Source organism: Caballeronia sordidicola, from assembly GCF_002220365.1.
Taxonomy (GTDB): Bacteria; Pseudomonadota; Gammaproteobacteria; order Burkholderiales; family Burkholderiaceae; genus Caballeronia; species Caballeronia sordidicola_C.
In genome coordinates, this window is record NZ_MTHB01000262.1 from 1 (window position 1) to 18067 (window position 18067).

Here is an 18067-nt window from a genome sequence, read left to right on the forward strand (position 1 = left end):
CGCGGTTATTCGCGGTTATTCGCGGTTATTCGCGGTTATTCGCGGTTATTGTCGGTTGATGGGGAGTCGTGCTGAAGAGCATGGTCCCAAATCGGCCGAAGCGCGGACCTCGAGAATGCCGTTATCGGCGACTTATTTGCCCTTCGCAACGCAAGAGCTTAAGTGCCGCAATGGCCGACGTAAGGTCGAATACGTTGGAAAATCGAATGGCCGCAGCGCCTCGATTGCGTTCAGTCATATACATTGAAGTGAGCGACCGGGATGCGTCGATGAAAGGCGTTCATCCGCAGTTGCGTTGACACGCCACGCATCGGCGATTCGGGCACCACGCTGCCCCTGCACGCCGGCAGAAAAATTCAAAGTTGGCTGAGCAACGCGCGGGAAGCCCGATTCTAGCCGCATGACTCATTCAAACTAATGAATCCCGACACTCGACCTCGCTATCCCGCTAAAGGGTGTTAACCGGAAGCGGACTGCGTCGAGGTCGCCGACTTTCCCGGTACTGTCGTATCCTTTGTTTTGAGCGCGCACAACGGGGTTCTTGACTTGACCCGCGTTCGCTATTCTACTTACGCCCCTACGGGAACCCTGGCGGGGAATGCCTGCCGGAAGCGGTATATGAGGAGAGCGATGCGCGGCCCAACCAAGAAGCAACTGACTTTAATCGAACTAGTCGACCAGGGCTTGAGCGTCGAGGAAATCGCGACGCGCACCGGGAAACTGGTGGCGTCGGTTCATAAGCAACTGAACCGGGTTCGACGCAAAGTGCGCGAAGGGCATTTTGCACCCGCCCCGCTACCCATCGAGCGCGCTGCGGCCACCCCGCGCGTCTATCTCGCGGGCTTCGACGTGTTCCGCGACAATGCGCTCAGTCACGGCCAGCATTTGAAAGCGCTCTGCCAGGCCCGCGGAATGATCGGTCTCTATCCGCTCGACGGACAGGTTCCTGACGAACTCGAGCCCCGCGCCAAGGCGCAGTGGATTTGCCGCGCGAACATGGACGCTATTCGTTCAGCCGATGTGGTCCTAGCCAACCTGAACGACTTTCGCGGAGCCGGCGAACCGGACAGCGGAACCGCATTCGAAGTTGGTTTTGCCGCCGCGCTCGGCAAGCCGATATGGGCGTATATCGATAACGACCGCTCGCTGCTCGATCGTGTATCGGTGAAGACGGTAGGATCCGCTGCGTATTGCGCAAACGGCTTTCTGGTCGAGGACTTCGGCTTGAACATGAATCTGATGCTGGCGTGCACCGCCCGTATTGTCGTAGGTGACCCGCAAGCGTGCCTGGACGCCATGCTTGCAAGCGGACAGCTCTAGTCGTGAGCGGCCGCCGGCTTAGCGTGTCGCTTAGTCAAGCACGCACGATCGTAATGCCTGCGTCCTCTAGCGGCTTGGTTAGCGCAAGCTCGGTTTCCCGCTCGACAATGATCGTCTGAGCCAGCGTGATGCCACCGATCACGTACTGCGAGGCGGCATTGATCTTATCGGATGAAGCCAGCACCACCGTTTCTGCCGCCCGGGCGGCAAGCGCGCGCTTCACAAACGCCTCCTCGAAATTGCCGGTGCTCAAGCCCGCGCTCGGGTGCACGCCGGTCACGCCCATGAAATAGATATCGGCCTGGATATGCGACATCGCTTCAATGGCGGCGGCGCCGACCGTCACGATCGAATGCTTGAAAAGACGGCCACCGATGACTATCACCTCGATCAACGGATGATCGACCAGCCCGACGGCGACACTCGGGCTATGCGTCACCACCGTTGCCGATAAATCGTGCGGGATCTGGCGGATGAGTTCAGCGGAAGTCGTGCCGCCGTCGATGATCACCACCTGCCCGGTTTCGATCATGGCCGCCGCCGCTGCGGCGATCGCGCGCTTGGCCGTCGACTCCAGGGCCCGCCGCTCGGCGAACGGCGCCACGGCCGTGGAAGCCGGCAGCGCGCCGCCGTGAACGCGCTGCAGCAATCCCTCGCCGGCCAACTCGCGCAGGTCGCGCCGCACCGTGTCCTCCGATACCCCGAACGTCTCGCTGAGCTCCTTGGCGAGCACTTGTCCATCACGCCCCAGAGTCTTGAGGATCGCTTTCTTGCGTTGAGAGGTCAGCATGGTGTTTGCACGAAATGTCTTGATATTGCACGAATCTGCACGATACCATGACTACTCCTTTTGCGCGATATGGAGCTGACGAGATGGTGGCCACAAAAGACAGGGTTCGCATTATCGACACGACTGTTCTGTCCAACGACTGGTACGTGCTGAAGAAGACGACGTTCGACTTCCAGCGCCGCGACGGAGTGTGGCAGCGTCAAAGCCGCGAGACCTACGACCGGGGTAATGGGGCGACGATCCTGCTGTTCAGCCGCGACCAGCGAACCGTCGTGCTGACCCGGCAGTTCAGGTTGCCCGCGTTCGTCAACGGTCACGACGGCATGATGATCGAGGCGGCCGCCGGGCTGCTCGACAACGCGACGCCCGAGGAGCGAATCCGGGCCGAAGCGCAAGAGGAAACCGGGTATCGGGTGGATAACGTGCAGAAGGTTTTTGAAGCGTACATGAGCCCCGGTTCGGTCACGGAGAAGCTGCATTTCTTCATCGCCGAGTACGACGCCTCTGCACGCGTGGGACGCGGCGGCGGCGTGGAGGCGGAGGGAGAGGATCTTGAAGTGATCGAATTGACGCTCGACGATGCGCTGGACGCGGTGCGTCGTGGCGAGATCGTCGATGCGAAAACCATCATGCTTCTGCAGTTCGCCGCTTTGAACCCTGTGCTTGAAAGGCGTGTGTCGTGAGTCCTCAACTGATACTCATCGCGGGACCGTACCGCAGCGGCACCAATGGGAATGCCGCGTTGATTGCCGGCAATCTGCATCGGCTTGAAGAGGCCGCGTTGCAGGTCTACCAGCTCGGACATATGCCGATGATCGGCGAGTGGGTAGCGCTTCCGCTAGCGGCTGCGGCAGGCTCGAAAGCGGTGGGCGATCCGATCAGCGAAACGATCTTGTACCCTGTCGCGAATCGCCTGATAAGGCAGTGCCACGCGGTGTATCGAATCGAAGGCGCGTCGCACGGCGCCGATGCCGATGTCCGCCTGGCTGAAGAACTCGGTTTGCCGGTTTATAGAAATACGGCGGATATTCCCGTCGCCGCGGCGACTGCATAGCCTGCGTACCGGGAGCTTGGCGTTTTTCCCTAACTACGCCAGAAAACGCTCGTCGATTAACGGCAATATCAAGCCATTCGAAATGGAGGTTGGCTCATGGTGTCGCTGGATGCGCAGTCACCCGCGCGCTCAGGTCGTGCAACGCTGGACCCTCTCCGTTGCCTTGCTGGCGTTTGCGTTGAGGTTGTCGATTGAGTAAGACAGACTTCGGCCTGCTTGGTCAAACCAGCGGGCCGTCGGCTTGCTTGCTTCTGATCGCAACCAGTATCGAGCTGCCGACAATCAACAGGATGCCGATCAGCGACAACGTGCCCACTGTCTCGCCCCAGACCACATAACCAAAGATCGCTGCCCAGACAATGCTCGTGTAGTTGTACGGCGCGAGTGCGCTTGCGTCGGCTTGTCGAAACGCCATGGTCAACAACAATTGCCCGGTGCCGGCGAGGATACCGAGCAAGCCCATGACGGCCAGGAAATCCAGCGTCGGTGTTTGCCACGCGAAAAAGAGCGAAAGCCCGCTGACGAGCGCACCGATGAAGGTGAAGTAAAGCACGGTGACACTTGAATCGTTCGATGCGCGGATGCGCTTGATTTGCAAAATCGATAACGCGCCGAAAATCGCGCTGGCCACCAGGAGCACGGGACCGAGCCAACTTGTCTGGTCGCTGCTTGGACGCACGACTAAGAGCACGCCGATAAAACCGATCGCGGCCGCACCGGCGTCACGACGTCTTAGCGTTTCCTTGAGAAGCAAGGGCGCCAGCACGATCACGAAGATCGTCTCCGAATAGACAATAGCAACCGCTTCGCTCAAAGGCACATAAGGCAACCCCGCGAAGAACAGTCCGAGTGCGCAAAGCAAGGTAATCGCGCGCAGTGTCTGCGCCCGAATATCCAGTGTCCTTAGCCGCTCGCTTAAGGGTTTGCCTTGCAAGCACATCGCAAACGCTGGCAACAAGCCGAAGATCATCCGAAAGAACGTGATCTCGTTAGCGGGATATTTCAGGCTGACCGACTTTGCCAGGGCATCGACCACAGCAAAGCAAAGCATGGCCGCGAGGATTTGCGTGATGCTGCGCAGCGGCACCGCTCTGCTTTGGGCAATGGTTGCAGGCATTGTGATTCATGATCCGAAGGAAACGCGGCGTCCCCGCGCAAGCGTCCTGGATAACGCCGATTGTCGTAGCCGTGACCGTATAGCTGCCAAGGCCCATGCGAAAACGCTGAGTCGGGCGAGTCCGAGACGAGAACCGGGTGTTTGGACATCGCGTAGCTTATCACCGGACCACTGGGGATCAGGTGATGCTTATGCTCACGATATTGATCAAATGCGACACGGTGTTTCCGGGCGATGACGGATTAAACCATCTTGCTGGCGGCTTAAGATATCCCTGCATAACAGGAATGTGCTTGGCGTCATGGGTGAAGTCCAGTCCAAGCTAATTTAGCTCCGAGACGTCCAGCGAGCCAGACGTCTTTTCAGACACGAACTCAAACCGTTACATCGCTGGCGATAATGGCGCCTTCCTCTTTTAGCGCATGAATGCGTTCGTCGGAGAAACCATATTCCCGCAGCACTTCCGCCGTATGTTGGCCTAGCAGCGGCGCGGGCAAGCTCGATTGGGCGATCCCGTCAGAGAAATGAATGGGCAAACCGAGACCACGCATGCGCCCCGCTACCGGATGCGTCGTCTCGACAATCATTCCGCGCGCCAGCGCTTGTTCATGCGTCACCGCTTCGGGCACGCCGAGCACCGGCCCGGACGGCAGGCCGATCGCATCGAAAGCCGCGAGCCATTCGTTCGTCGTTCGCTCAACGAGCCGCGCTGTCAGGATGTCGACCAGCGCACCGCGATGCTTCAACCGCCCCGCGTTGGTCCTGAAACGCTCATCTTCGGCAAGCCCCGGAATATCCAGCGCGCCGACCAGCCGCTCGTAGTTACTCTGATTCGCCGCACCGATATTCACCCACCCGTCGCGAGTCCGGAATGCCTGATACGGCGCACTGGTCGGATTGGCAGAGCCTGCCTTGGGCAACACCGTGCCGTCGGCGAAGTAGTTGGCGAAGGCCCAGTACATCTGCTGCAAACCGGCTTCGAAGAGCGAGGTGTCCACCATCTGGCCCAGCCCGGTCTTTTGCTTGCCGGCGTAAGCCGCGCAAATTCCAAGCGCGGCGAGAATGCCCGCGTTGATATCGGTGACCGGCGAGCCCGCCTTGATCGGCGCCTGACCGGGTTCGCCGGTCATGCTCATGAGACCGCTCATACCCTGCGCGATCAGGTCGAAACCGCCCTTGTCGGCCATGGGTCCGCTGCGGCCAAAACCCGAGATCGCGCAATAGATCAAGCCGGGATTTTCTGCCTTGAGCGCTTCATAACCCATGCCGAGTTTTTCCATCGTGCCGCGCCGGTAATTCTCGGTGACTACGTCGGCGGTGGCGAGCATTTTGCGCAGCACTTCTCGGCCGCCGTCAGTCTTGAGGTTGATCGCCACGCCGCGTTTATTGCGGTTCACGATCATGAACGACGCCGACTCTCCACCTTCCAGGATGGGGGCGAAACGACGGCAGTCGTCGCCGCCGGGAATCTTTTCGACCTTGATGACATCGGCGCCCATGTCGGCGAGCATCATTCCGCAGATGGGTCCGGACATGATGTGAGCCAGTTCGATAACGCGCATCCCGCTAAGCGGGCCTTTGCTGCTTGTTTCTGATTCGAGCATTTCAACGCCCCTTGAATTCCGGTTTGACCTTGTCGAGGAAAGCTTGATAACCCGTGCGAAAGTCCTCCGTGCCGAAGCACGCGAAACCTTCGTCATGTTCCTCGGGCGTGAGTGGGGCCGGGTTCATCGCGCGCTTCACGAACTGCTTGTGCCAGCGCGCGACCAAAGGCGCGCCCTCGGCAATCCGGCGCGTAGTAGCAAGCGTTTCAGCGGTGACCTGATCGTCGGCTACGACCCGCGTAACGAGCCCCTTGGCCAATGCCTCCTGCGCCCCGAAGATGCGACCTTCCAGCAGGATTTCGAGCGCGACGGCAGGACCTGCGAGTTGTACGAGCGCATCGAGTTCCGCGTGCGCCATCACCAGGCCGAGGTTCTTGATCGGCACGCCAAAGCGGCTGGATTCCCCGCAGATGCGCAGATCGCACATGGCTGCAATCTCGAGTCCGCCGCCCACGCAGATGCCGTGAATCATGGCGACAATCGGATGCCGGCAAGCAGCAAGCGACGAAAGCGTGCGATGCATGATCGCCCCATAAGCGCGGGCTTGTTCGACGTTGGAGCGATCCGTCTGGAACTCGGCTATGTCGTTGCCGGGCGAGAAGGCTTTCTCGCCGGCGCCGCGAAGGATGATGCAGCGGATGGAGTCATCGGCGGAAAGCGCATCAATGGTTTCGCCCAGCGACTGCCAAAGCGGCTTGGTCATCGCGTTGAGCTTCGCGGGCCGATGGATGACAACCGTCGCTACAAATCCCTCGCGTTCGATCAAGATGGATGGTTCAGCCACATCGTCTCCTGGAGAGAGAAATAACAGCTTCCGGCGCGAGCGCGCTTCCAAGCACATTTCCAAGCAAATTTCTAAACAAATTTCCTCGCCGCCTTGGCGCCTTCCTTTCCTTCAGCGCCCGCAGCAAAGTCGTCCAGCGCCCGGTCCGGCCGCATGGTGAACGAGAGCACAATGCCAACGCCCATCAGGATCATGGAAATCGTGAAAGGCAGGTTCCAGTTGCCGGTCCTGTCGATCAGGAACCCGCCAACAACCGGACTGATAATCGCGGCCAGCGCGGAACCCGAATTCATGATGCCGCTAGCGGTGCCGGCGTGTTTGGGCGCGATGTCCATCGGCACGGCCCACATGGGTCCAATCGTCATCTCGTTGAAGAAGAACCCGCCGCTCAGGCAAACGGCGGCCAACGTGATCGACATATTCGAAACCAGCATGATGGGTGCGAGCGAAAGCATGGTCAGGAACATGCAGACGCCCACCATCACATTGCGGGCCATGCGCAGGTTGCCGCTGCGTCGCAGGATGCGATCCGTGACCGAGCCGCCGAGCCAGTCACCAAGAACGCCGGCAAAGAAAACGCCCGATGCAAACAGTGCCGACTTCCCCAACTCCATGTGATAGTTGTGAAGAAAGTACTGCGGAATCCAGCCGAGGAAGAGCCACAACACCCAGCCATAGCAGAAGTACACGGCAGTCACCGGCGCCATCCGTCCCAGCAATGCGCGCCACGGTACTGGCACGCGCTGCTTGACTCCGGAGAACGACGAAAGCGTGGCGCACTCGTCGGCGGTAATGCTCTTGTGCTCGCGGGGGTTGTCGCGGAAATAGAAGATCCAGACAATCGCCCACAGAAAACTGATGATCCCCGTCACAATAAATGCACCACGCCAGCTCGTTGCGATCATCAACCAGACGATCAACGGCGGCGCAACCGCATTGCCAATACGCGACGCGGCATGCGTCGTCCCTTGCGCGAAGCCGCGTTTGTCCGCTGGCATCCAGTTGGACATGGCGCGGGTAGCGGTGGGAAACGTGGCGCCCTCGCCCAGCCCGAGCAACAAGCGCGCAATGATCAGCGATACAAAACCGCCAGCCAGCCCGGTCATGATCGTGGCGCCCGCCCAGATCACGGCGCAAACAGCAAGCGTCCGGCGCGGCCCGAAACGGTCCCCCACCCATCCGCCAATAATCTGGAACACAAGATACGGATAGGCAAACGCGGAAAATACAAAGCCGATCTCGATATGCGACAAGTGCAGTTCCGCGCCGAACTGCGAGGCGGCGGTACTGACGTTGACACGGTCGACGTAGGTGATGAAATACATTGCGCACAGCAGCAACAGAACGCGCGTCGTAGCTCGACGGAACATCATCGTCTCCTTGAGTAGTGCGTGCTTCATAAAGGCGCTTAAGGGGCGCCTGAAGCGAACTGCATCCGGAACTTCGATAAGGCTTTACTGAATGGGCGTTAAAGCGAAGTAACGAATCCTGGGTTTGCGCGGTCGTGCCATGCTGGTCTCCAATGCGCGGAACATGACGCCGTCCGCTGTTTATGTGAACCCGTGCCGGTCAATAATCTCTTAGCGCCGCAGCCAGGACCTGGGCGACATGCAGCGCTTTTGCGTCGGTGCCATCGGCTATCTGGTGACGGCAACTGGTGCCGTCGGCGACAATCACGGTGTCCTGTGCCTTCCGTGCTTTCCGCACGGCAGGCAGCAGCGACAGCTCCGCCATCGCCTTCGATGCTTCGTAGTGCTCGGCTTCGTAACCGAAACTCCCGGCCATGCCGCAACACGACGATTCGACCACCGAGACCTCCAGCTGAGGAATCCAGCCGAGTACAGCCTGCACGGGACGAAACACGTCGAAGGCCTTTTGATGGCAGTGACCGTGCACCAGTGCCTTCGGCTGAGCGAGGGGTTTCAGCGAAAGTCGCAGGCGTCCCGCCTCTTTTTCGTGGACCAGGAACTCCTCGAACAGGAACGATGACTGCGAGAGCTTGCGCGCTTCATCGCCGTAACCGTAGTCGAGAAATTCATCGCGGAAGGAAAGCAGGCACGATGGTTCAAGGCCGACGACCGGCACGCCGCGCTCTATATAAGGCCGCAATGTGTCCAGCGTGCGACGCGCTTCAGCCTTCGCTTCGTCAACCCGTCCCGCCGACAGGAACGTGCGCCCGCAACACAGCGGCCGCTCTCCCGCCTTGACGTTCAGATGAACCGTATAGCCCGCCGCCTCGAGCACGCGCTTCGCGGCACGGGCGTTGTCGGGTTCCATATAGTTGTTGAAGGTATCGACGAAAAGCAGCACTTCCTTGTCGCCCTGCACGGGTGGCAAGGGCTGCTCGGCGGTCGATAAGAACGACTTCACGAAGTGCGGAAACGCGCGTTGCGGCGCCAACCCAAGGCGGGCTTTCAGCCAGCCGGCGAAACGCGGCAAACGCTCGACCGATCCGAACAAAGACGGCATGCGGCTCGCATACGGCGCGTAACGCGGCAGGAAGCCCACCAGCCGGTCGCGCATGCGCAGGCCATTCGCCGCAGTCCACGCCGCACGCGCTTCTATCTTGATCTTCGCCATATCGACGCCCGTCGGGCAATCACGCTTGCAGCCCTTGCACGATACGCACAGGTCCAGCACATCCTTCACGTCCTGGCTTGCAAGGCCGCCCTCACCGAGTTGTCCGCTGATCGCGAGCCGCAGCGTGTTCGCGCGGCCTCGCGTGACATGCTGTTCGTCCTTGGTGATGCGATAGCTCGGGCACATCGTGCCTGCATCGAACTTGCGGCAATGGCCGTTGTTGTTGCACATCTCGACGGCCTTCGCGAGTCCGCCGGTGTGATCGTCGCCGGTTCCAGGCGGGGTCTCGATGCCGGTCAAAGGATCGCGTGTCACGTTCCATTGCGACCAGTCGAGCTGCGTCGCGATCTCACGCTCCCGATACGTCGGCGGGAAACGAAAGTTCGTCGCGTCGTCCATCTTCGGCGGATTCACGATGCGATCCGGACTCATGCGATTCTCGGGATCGAAAAGCGTCTTGATCTCGCGGAACGCCTCGTTGAGACGCGGTCCGTATTGCCACGCTACCCATTCGCCGCGGCACAAACCGTCACCGTGTTCGCCCGAATACGCGCCCTTGTACTCGCGCACCAGCGCCGATGCTTCCTCCGCAATCGCCCGCATCTTCTGCGCACCGGTGCGGCGCATATCCAGAATCGGCCGCACATGCAGCGTCCCGACGCTCGCGTGCGCGTACCAGGTGCCTTCAGTGTCGTGCTTGTGGAAGACCTCGGTAAGACGGGTGGTGTACTGCGCGAGATGTTCGAGCGGCACGGCGCAATCTTCGATAAACGACACCGGCTTGCCGTCGCCCTTCATGCTCATCATGATGTTGAGGCCGGCCTTGCGTACTTCCCACAAGGCCTTTTGTTGCGTGGCATCGGGCATCTCGACCACCGCGCCCGGCAAGCCGAGATCGCCCATCAACTCCACGAGTTGCGCAAGCTTCGCAAGTTGCACGGCCTGGTCCGCACCAGCAAATTCGACCAGCAACACGGCTTGCGGCTGGCCGACCAGCGCACGCTCGATCACCGGACGGAACGCCGGATTGGACATCGACAGATCGATCATCGTGCGGTCGACCAGTTCCACCGCGACCGGCCCCAGCTTGACGATATGCTGCGTCATGTCCATTGCGTCGTAGAACGTCGGGAAGTTCACGACGCCAAGCGTCTTGTGTTCGGGCAAGGGCCACAGTTTCAACGTGAGCTGCCGGCTGAACGCGAGTGTGCCTTCCGAGCCCACCAGCAATTGCGCGAGATTCGGCTCGCCGTCGGCGCTGAAGGGCAAGGGGCTCTGGCAATCGAAGAGATCGATGTTGTAGCCCGCTACGCGCCGCAATACCTTCGGTACCTGCTCGCGGATTTCATCGCGCTCGCGTTGCGCGATGCGTTGCACGCCTTCGACCAGCGAACGCGTGCGAGCGTCGGATGACATCGCATGCATTGCCGCGAACGTGGCTTGATGACCATCGGCCAGCACGGCGTCAATAGACGCCACGTTGTGCACCATGATCCCGTATTCCATCGACCGCGAGCCGCACGAGTTGTTGCCCGCCATGCCGCCGATCGTGCATTGCGCGCTGGTCGATACATCGACGGGAAACCACAAGCCGTGCGGTTTCAGCCACGCGTTCAGATGATCAAGCACCACGCCCGGCTCTACCGTTACCGTGCGGGCTTCAGGGTCGAAGTGGACGATGTTGTTGAGCCACTTGCTTGTATCGATCACCAGCGCTTCGCCAATCGTTTGCCCGCACTGGCTCGTTCCCGCGCCGCGTGCAAGCACGGGAACATGTGCGTCGCCTGCAATCTGCAACGCGAGCAGCAAGTCGGCTTGATCTTTCGGCACAACTGCGCCCAGCGGCATGATCTGGTAGATCGATGCATCCGTCGCGTAGCGTCCGCGCGCCGCCCGGTCGAACAGCACATCGCCCCTCAACTCTTGACGCAGGCGCATGGCCAGCGGCGACAGCGTGGCGCGCGCCGAGGCCGGCATCAAGTGGATCGGCTGGACGAGTGCTTCGGATGATTTAGTCAGCATCGGCGTCTACGCGCGGTTAAGTAAATGGGGAGTCCGAGAAGGAAAGCCGGTCATGCGTTGCCGCCGGACCGGCTCCGTGTCACGCCGCCGCCTTCAATGCCGGTGCCGCGGTGTGACTCGTCAGGTAATCCATTGCCGCCAGGACGCCGCTGCCCGCAAGCTTCACGCCGGACAACTTCAGGCCCATCTCGCAGCCTGTGAGCGTGGCCATCAGCGTGAGGTCGTTGCAGTCGCCCAGGTGCCCGATGCGGAACATGCGGCCCTTGAGCTTGCCGAGGCCGGTGCCGAGCGACATATCGAAGTTGTCGTAGATGGTCTTGCGGATTGCGTCCGCGTCGACGCCCTCGGGCGTCATCACGCCCGTCAGCACCGGCGAATAAACCGCCGGGTCGGCGCATTGAATCTCGAGTCCCCATGCGTTGACCGCAGCGCGGCAAGCCGCAGCCAGTCTCTGATGCCGCGCGAAGACCTGGTCGAGCCCTTCGTCACCGATCATCTCGAGCGCTTCGGACAAGCCGTACAACAAATTGGTGTTCGGCGTGTACGGCCAGTAGCCGCTCTTGTTCATCTCGATGATCTCGTCCCACGCCCAGAACGCACGCGGCAACCTGGCGTCTTTACTAGCCTTGATCGCCTTCTGCGAAACCGCGTTGAAGCTGATCCCGGGCGGCAGCATCAAGCCTTTTTGCGAACCGGACACGGTAACATCCACACCCCATTCGTCATGCCGATAATCCGCGGACGCAAGGCCAGAGATCGTATCGACGAGAAACAGCGCCGGATGCCCGGCAGCGTCGATCGCTCGCCGCACCGCTGCAATATCCGATGTCACGCCCGTCGAGGTTTCGTTATGCACGACGCAAACCGCCTTGATCGAGTGCTGTGTGTCTTCGCGCAACCGCGCTTCGATCATGTCCGCCTGCACGCCGCGCCGCCATCCCTCGATTCCCGGCAGTCCCAGGAATTCAGGCTTCAGCCCGAGGTTTTCGGCCATCTTTTTCCAGAGCGTCGCGAAGTGGCCGGTCTCGAACATCAGCACGGTGTCACCGGGGCTGAGCGTGTTGCAGAGCGCTGCTTCCCATGCGCCCGTGCCCGAGGCCGGATAGATCACCACCGGCTGTGCCGTCTTGAAGATAGCCTTGATGCCGTCCAGGACTTTCAGGCCCAACGCACCGAATTCCGGCCCGCGATGGTCAATCGTCGGGTAGCTCATTGCCCGTAGAATGCGGTCCGGGACCGGGCTGGGACCCGGAATCTGCAGGAAATGGCGACCAGCGGGATGGAAATCGAGTTTTAACATGATGCGTCCTTTGAATTTTGCATGCAAAATACTTTATCGCACCATCGCGATGACCGGAAGCGATAAATGCTTGTTTTTGTTAGGTAGAAACCCGTCCCTCCAAATTTACCGGCGCCATACGGTAAAATCGTGTCAACAAAATGGGTAGAGGTATTGAATGCAAAATGATCATCTGCAGGATTCACAGATCGCGCAGATTTCGCAAGTCGCGGCCACGCTTCCAAAAGTCGAGCGGCAGCGGTTGCATGACACGGTGGTTGAGCACCTGCGCAATTTCATCGTCGAGGGCATGCTTGCGCCGGGCGTGAAGCTCAACGAACGCACGTTGTGCGAGACGCTGGGCATTTCGCGCACGCCGTTGCGTGAGGCGCTGAAGGTGCTGGCGTCCGAGGGCCTGATCGACATCCTGCCGAACCGGGGCGCGTCGGTTTCTCAGATGAGCGAGGCGGAGATTCGCGAGACCTTCGAACTGATGAGCGGCCTGGAAGCGTTCTCGGGCGAACTCGCCTGTGAGCGGATAACGTCCACTGAGCTGAGCGAAATCAAGGCGCTGCATTACGCCATGCTGGCGTGTCGGGAGCAGAACGACCTGTCGGGGTACTACAGCCGCAATCAGGCCATTCACGACAAGATCAACGACGCCGCGCGTAATTCGGCCCTGAGGCAGACCTATATATCGGTGAACCGGCGGTTGCAGGCCCTGCGGTTTCGGTCCAACTTCCAGACGGTAAAGTGGGACAGCGCGATCCGCGATCACGAAGCCATGATCGAGGCCCTGGAAGCACGCGACGGCAAGCGCATGGCTTCTGTCCTGCGCGGCCATTTGCTGGCCAAGCGCGATGCGGTTTTGGCCGAAAGGACCATGACGACGTTGCGCACGCGCTCGGAGGGCGGCACGCTGCCGGACGCGCCGCCGGGTTGAAACGCCGGGGTTCGAAACCACAAATTCCCGGCGCCGTTACTCACACGCGGTCAATATCGAGGCGCGTTTTCGGACAGCAAGGGCAAGACCGCCGTCCGTTGACCGTCGACGGTTGCGCCTGCAAAAGCCAAGCTCGGCGAAAGGTCGCGGTTGAGATCCGCGGGGAAGTTGAGAACGGGCTTCGATACCTCGTGGAGGGTTGCGATCTGTGCGTCAGTCAGCTTGAGGTCGAGCGCGGCAAGATTCGCCCGAAGCTGGTCAATCCGGCGTGCACCAAGGATCGTCGATGTCACGCCCGGACGGTTTTGTACCCATGCGAGCGCAACCGCTGCCGGAGTGGCGTTCACTTCCTTGGCAACGGCCGTCAGCGCATCGATAACCTGAAAATCCTTCTCGCCCGGCAAGCCAACCAGAGACCCGCGATCCGACGCAACGGTACTCACATTCTCACGGCTGTATTTCCCCGACAGCCAGCCGTTCTTGAGAGGACTCCACGGCATCACGCCGATGCCGAGCTCTTGCGCCATCGGCGTCAGTTCGCCTTCCACGGTCCGCTGCAGAAGGGAGTATTCGACCTGCATCGCGATCAACGGCGTCCAGCCGCGGAACTGCGCAATGATCTGCGCCTGCGCGACCTTCCAGGCGGGCGCGTCGGAGAACCCCAGATAACGCACCTTGCCGGCGCTCACAAGATTGTCCATCGCGCGCATCGTCTCTTCAATGGGAGCCGTGCGGTCCCAGTTGTGCATCCAGTACAGGTCGATGTAGTCCGTCTGCAACCGGCGCAGCGATTCCTCGCATTGTTGGACGATCGCCTTGCGCCCGGCCCCGCCGCCGTTCGGATCTCCGCGATGCAGGTTGCCAAAGAACTTCGTGGCAATGACCGTGCGATCCCGGCGGCCTTTTTGCCGCGCAAAGAAGTCGCCGATGATCTTTTCGGAATGGCCGACGGTGTAGATGTTGGCGGTATCGATGAAATTGCCGCCCCGGTCGAGATATTCCGCAAGGATGGCTTCTGCCTCAGCGGGGCTCGAGCCCCAGCCCCAGTCTTCGCCGAAGGTCATGGTGCCGAGACAGAACGGGCTGACGCGAAGGCCGGAGCGGCCGAGCGTGACGTAGGAATCCAGCGACATGATGTTTCTCCTGAAAATTGACGGGTTGACCTGACGTCAATAAAACCACCGCGCGCCTTCCCGGCGATAGATCAATGCTCGCAAGCTCTTGCACAATCCTGCCAACGTTGAGCGAATCATGCGTGCAGTGCTTGCAGTTTGTGCATTCGCCGCTTACCGTGGAAAGATGGAACATCTCGCCGAACTTCGCACACTGATCACCCGCCATGCCCGCGCCGACATGATGGTCGAAGCGCTGCCGGGCGTGGCGATCATGGCGTCCGACACAACCACCGAGCCGATCCACCATGTGTACGAACCCACGCTTGCCGTTATCGCCCAGGGCACCAAACGGACGGTGCTGAACGACAAGGTGTTCGAATACCGCGCGGGGCAGTACCTGGTAGTGTCCGTCGATTTACCGATCACCGGGCACGTAGTCGAGGCAAGCGAGCGCGAACCCTTTCTCGCGATGGGACTGGTGCTAAAGCCGCCGAACATTGCCACGCTGCTGCTGGAGACTGCGGCCGGCGACAGAAATGCCGCCGAACCCCTGGGCCTGGCCATCAGCCATGCATCGCCGGAGTTGCTTGATCCGATCGTGCGCTTGCTTCGCCTGCTGGATCACCCTGAGGATATCCCGGTGCTCGCGCCCATGATCGAGCGCGAGATTCTCTGGCGCTTGCTCGCGGGCGAACAGGGTGCGATGGTGCGGCAGATCGGTCTCGCCGACAGCCGCTTGTCGCAAATCAGCCATGCGATCCGCTGGATCCGCAGCCGCTACGCCGAGACGCTCGCGACCGAAGCGCTCGCCGGGCTGGCTGGCATGAGCGTTTCGTCATTTCATCGGCACTTCCGCGCAGTTACTTCGATGAGCCCGCTCCAATATCAGAAGCGCATACGTCTGCAGGAGGCGCGTGCGCGGCTCTTGGCGGAATCGGGAGATGTCGCTGCGGTGGGATTCGAGGTGGGCTACGACAGCCCGTCGCAGTTCAGCCGCGAATACAGCCGCCTGTTCGGCGCGCCGCCGGGCCGGGACGTGGCACGCTTACGCACCGTGCCGATGCTGGAGCAAGGCATCGCCTGATCCTTCGCACGCTCCCATCAGCACGTCCTGAACCCGCACACATTCCCCACATCTGATGCCCCTTGTATAAATCCAATTGATGGGTTTATAAGAAAACACAATTATTTTTATGGTTTTCGGCTTTGTACAGTCCGGTGCAGTCACAACGCGCCATGCAACAAAAATCGAGCGCGACAAGAACATCCACTCGCCACCGGACCATCATGAAACTACTCAAGCTTGCCCCTCTCGCGGTGCTGGGCGCCTTCACGGCGTCGTCGTATGCACAGAGCAGTGTCACCCTTTACGGCCTGATTTCGGGCGGTGTCGGCTTCGCGACCAACCAGGGCGGTCACAACGCTTATGAGGCGCTCAGCGGTACGAACCAGAATCCGCGTTGGGGCTTGAAGGGACGCGAAGACCTGGGCGGCGGCACGAGCGCGGTGTTCCAGCTTGAGAACGGTTTCAACATCATGAGTGGCACGGCGTCGCAGAACGGCCGCGAATTCGGCCGGCTGGCGTACGTCGGCCTCGCCGATAAAACCTACGGCACGCTGACCCTCGGCCGCCAGTACGACGCAATTCACGACTACATCGGCCCGGTGATCATTGCGAGCAACGGCGTGAACATCGGCGATAACGACAACGGTTATAACGACATCCGCGTCCAGAATTCGGTCAAGTATGTGAGCCCGGATTATCGCGGGCTGAAGGCCACCGCCATTTATGGCTTCAGCAACTCGACCGGCTTCGGCGACAACAACGCGTACAGCTTCGGGGTCGGTTACGAGAATGGCCCGCTGAAGTGGAGCGCAGTCTACGCACAGTACAACCACCCGGACAGCCCCACCAATCCGGACGGCGCGATCTCCAACGACTACGCTTCACCCATCTTGATCTTCGATAAGAGCGCGACCCACCCGTCCGTCTTCGCGAGCAAACAGCGCATTGCCGGCACAGGTGGTTTCTACACCATCGGGAAGGCGCAATTCGCTGCGCTCTTCACCGATGTCCACTACGATTACCTCGACAACTCCCACCTGCACTTGCAGAACTTCGGCGTGAACGTGGTGTACACCATGACCCCTTCGCTGTTCCTCGGCGCGGCCTACGGTTACACGGACGGCAAGTACGATGTCATCAACCAGAAGCCGCAGTGGCATCAAGTGAACTTGCAGGCAGACTATTTCCTCTCTAAACGTACTGACATCGCGTTGACGGTAATCGGCCAGCTAGCTGCCGGCGACGCGCAGCATGCGCAGATCTTCGCGTTCTCGCAGTCGACCACCACACGTCAGCTGGTCGCAACCATCGGCATGCGCCACGTATTCTGATAATGAGCCAAACTTTTAATGTCCCCCGTCGTACGTTCCTCAAGGCATCGGCGGCGCTGGCTGCCGGTGCGCTGTTCAACCCGCTCGCGCACGCGGCAAACGAGCGGCGCACGGTAATTATTGACTGCGATCCGGGTCAGGACGATGCCATCGCCATCCTGTTCGCACTCGGTGCGCGCGACCGGCTGGATGTGCGTGCGCTGACCGCGGTGGCGGGCAACGTGCCGCTGGATCTGACTGAACGCAACGCGCGCATCGTGCGCGACTGGGCGGGTCAGACGAAGACGTTGCCGGTGTACGCAGGCTGCCCGCGTCCCCTGATGCGCCCGCTGATTACCGCCGCGAACGTACATGGCAAGACGGGCCTTGAGGGCGTGGAGTTGCACGAACCGCTGGGGCCGGTCGCACAGCAGCACGCGGTGGCGTATCTCATCGAAACCTTGAAAGCAGCCCCGCCCCATAGCGTGACAATCTGCGCGATCGGACCGCTGACGAACCTGGCGACTGCACTCACCGAAGCACCCGAAATCCGCGACGGCCTGCGCGAAATCGTGCTGATGGGCGGCGCATTCTTCGAGCGCGGCAACATCACGCCGGCCGCCGAATTCAACGTCTACGTCGATCCGGAAGCGGCGAGCATTGTGTTCGCGAGCGGCGTGCCGATTGTCGTATTGCCACGCGATGTCGCCGTGAAAGCGCCCATCACTCCTGCACGCATCGCGCCGATACGCGCCATCGGTAATCGCTGCGGCGCGGTCGTCGCGGACATCATGGCGGCGGAAGTGAAGTATCAGAAGGGCCGGCGCGGCGTGGAAGAAGCACCGATGTATGACCCCACCGCAGCAGGTTATCTTGTCGATCCGACCTTGTTCAAGGGTCGTCTGGTCAACGTCGTAGTGGAGACGACCGGGCAGTGGACGCTTGGCGAAACGGTGGTCGACTGGAGCGGTCATAGCGGCCGCGCACCGAACGCGACATGGATCACCGAAGTGGATGCCGACGCGTTTTATACCGCGTTACGGGCGAGCATTGCTACGCTGCCCTAAGCCCAGGCTGACCAAT

The 18067-nt window shown here is 60.7% G+C and carries 15 protein-coding genes; 7 read left to right on the forward strand and 8 right to left on the reverse strand.

Annotation, left to right across the window (positions count from 1 at the left end):
• Positions 1-801: 801 nt before the first annotated feature.
• A complete protein-coding gene (locus BSU04_RS37695; RefSeq protein ID WP_256983781.1) occupies positions 802-1320 on the forward strand; it encodes a nucleoside 2-deoxyribosyltransferase in 519 nt (172 codons plus the stop codon).
• A gap of 34 nt (positions 1321-1354) precedes the next feature.
• On the opposite strand, the gene BSU04_RS37700 is transcribed toward BSU04_RS37695, so the two are convergent.
• Entirely contained in the window at positions 1355-2110 is a 756-nt protein-coding gene (locus tag BSU04_RS37700; RefSeq protein ID WP_089165322.1) for a DeoR/GlpR family DNA-binding transcription regulator, read from the reverse strand.
• Positions 2111-2193: 83 nt separating this feature from the next.
• On the opposite strand from BSU04_RS37700, the gene BSU04_RS37705 reads away from it, so the two are divergent.
• Both BSU04_RS37705 and BSU04_RS37710 read left to right on the forward strand, forming a co-directional pair.
• Positions 2194-2793, forward strand: coding sequence for an NUDIX domain-containing protein (locus tag BSU04_RS37705; RefSeq protein WP_089165323.1), 600 nt, complete (start codon positions 2194-2196; stop codon positions 2791-2793).
• A complete protein-coding gene (locus tag BSU04_RS37710; RefSeq protein WP_089165324.1) occupies positions 2790-3164 on the forward strand; it encodes a hypothetical protein in 375 nt (124 codons plus the stop codon). Before BSU04_RS37705 ends, BSU04_RS37710 begins: the two co-directional genes overlap by 4 nt.
• A 220-nt stretch (positions 3165-3384) precedes the next feature.
• Here the strand turns inward: BSU04_RS37710 and BSU04_RS37715 are convergent, their stop codons facing one another.
• From BSU04_RS37715 to BSU04_RS37740, 6 genes are all read right to left on the reverse strand, one after another.
• A complete protein-coding gene (locus tag BSU04_RS37715; RefSeq protein WP_089165325.1) occupies positions 3385-4281 on the reverse strand; it encodes a DMT family transporter in 897 nt (298 codons plus the stop codon).
• Positions 4282-4655: 374 nt separating this feature from the next.
• Positions 4656-5885: a CaiB/BaiF CoA transferase family protein gene (locus tag BSU04_RS37720; RefSeq protein WP_256983758.1), complete on the reverse strand. Its 1230-nt coding sequence runs from the start codon at positions 5883-5885 to the stop codon at positions 4656-4658.
• 1 nt (position 5886) lies between these two features.
• A complete protein-coding gene (locus BSU04_RS37725; RefSeq protein ID WP_089165473.1) occupies positions 5887-6669 on the reverse strand; it encodes an enoyl-CoA hydratase/isomerase family protein in 783 nt (260 codons plus the stop codon).
• A gap of 71 nt (positions 6670-6740) precedes the next feature.
• Entirely contained in the window at positions 6741-8042 is a 1302-nt protein-coding gene (locus tag BSU04_RS37730) for an MFS transporter (RefSeq protein WP_089165326.1), read from the reverse strand.
• Between the two features lie 196 nt (positions 8043-8238).
• The gene (locus BSU04_RS37735; RefSeq protein WP_089165327.1) at positions 8239-11271 is read right to left on the reverse strand and encodes an FAD-binding and (Fe-S)-binding domain-containing protein; all 3033 of its coding nucleotides are present in this window, start codon (positions 11269-11271) and stop codon (positions 8239-8241) included.
• Positions 11272-11350: 79 nt separating this feature from the next.
• Positions 11351-12571 carry a pyridoxal-phosphate-dependent aminotransferase family protein gene (locus BSU04_RS37740; RefSeq protein WP_089165328.1) on the reverse strand — a complete coding sequence of 407 codons (1221 nt, stop codon included), beginning with the start codon at positions 12569-12571 and terminating at the stop codon, positions 11351-11353.
• Between the two features lie 157 nt (positions 12572-12728).
• Here BSU04_RS37740 and BSU04_RS37745 point away from each other — a divergent pair, with 157 nt between their 5' ends.
• Positions 12729-13493: a GntR family transcriptional regulator gene (locus BSU04_RS37745; protein WP_089165329.1), complete on the forward strand. Its 765-nt coding sequence runs from the start codon at positions 12729-12731 to the stop codon at positions 13491-13493.
• 50 nt (positions 13494-13543) lie between these two features.
• On the opposite strand, the gene BSU04_RS37750 is transcribed toward BSU04_RS37745, so the two are convergent.
• Positions 13544-14626, reverse strand: a complete 1083-nt coding sequence (locus BSU04_RS37750; RefSeq protein WP_089165330.1) for an aldo/keto reductase — start codon at positions 14624-14626, stop codon at positions 13544-13546.
• A 118-nt stretch (positions 14627-14744) separates the two neighbouring features.
• Here BSU04_RS37750 and BSU04_RS37755 point away from each other — a divergent pair, with 118 nt between their 5' ends.
• From BSU04_RS37755 to BSU04_RS37765, 3 genes are all read left to right on the forward strand, one after another.
• Positions 14745-15692, forward strand: coding sequence for an AraC family transcriptional regulator (locus BSU04_RS37755; protein ID WP_256983759.1), 948 nt, complete (start codon positions 14745-14747; stop codon positions 15690-15692).
• A 200-nt stretch (positions 15693-15892) separates the two neighbouring features.
• The gene (locus BSU04_RS37760; RefSeq protein ID WP_089165475.1) at positions 15893-17005 is read left to right on the forward strand and encodes a porin; all 1113 of its coding nucleotides are present in this window, start codon (positions 15893-15895) and stop codon (positions 17003-17005) included.
• Positions 17006-17007: 2 nt separating this feature from the next.
• Positions 17008-18051 (forward strand): nucleoside hydrolase, encoded by a 1044-nt coding sequence (locus BSU04_RS37765; protein ID WP_089165331.1) that lies wholly within the window; start codon positions 17008-17010, stop codon positions 18049-18051.
• Positions 18052-18067: the final 16 nt, after the last annotated feature.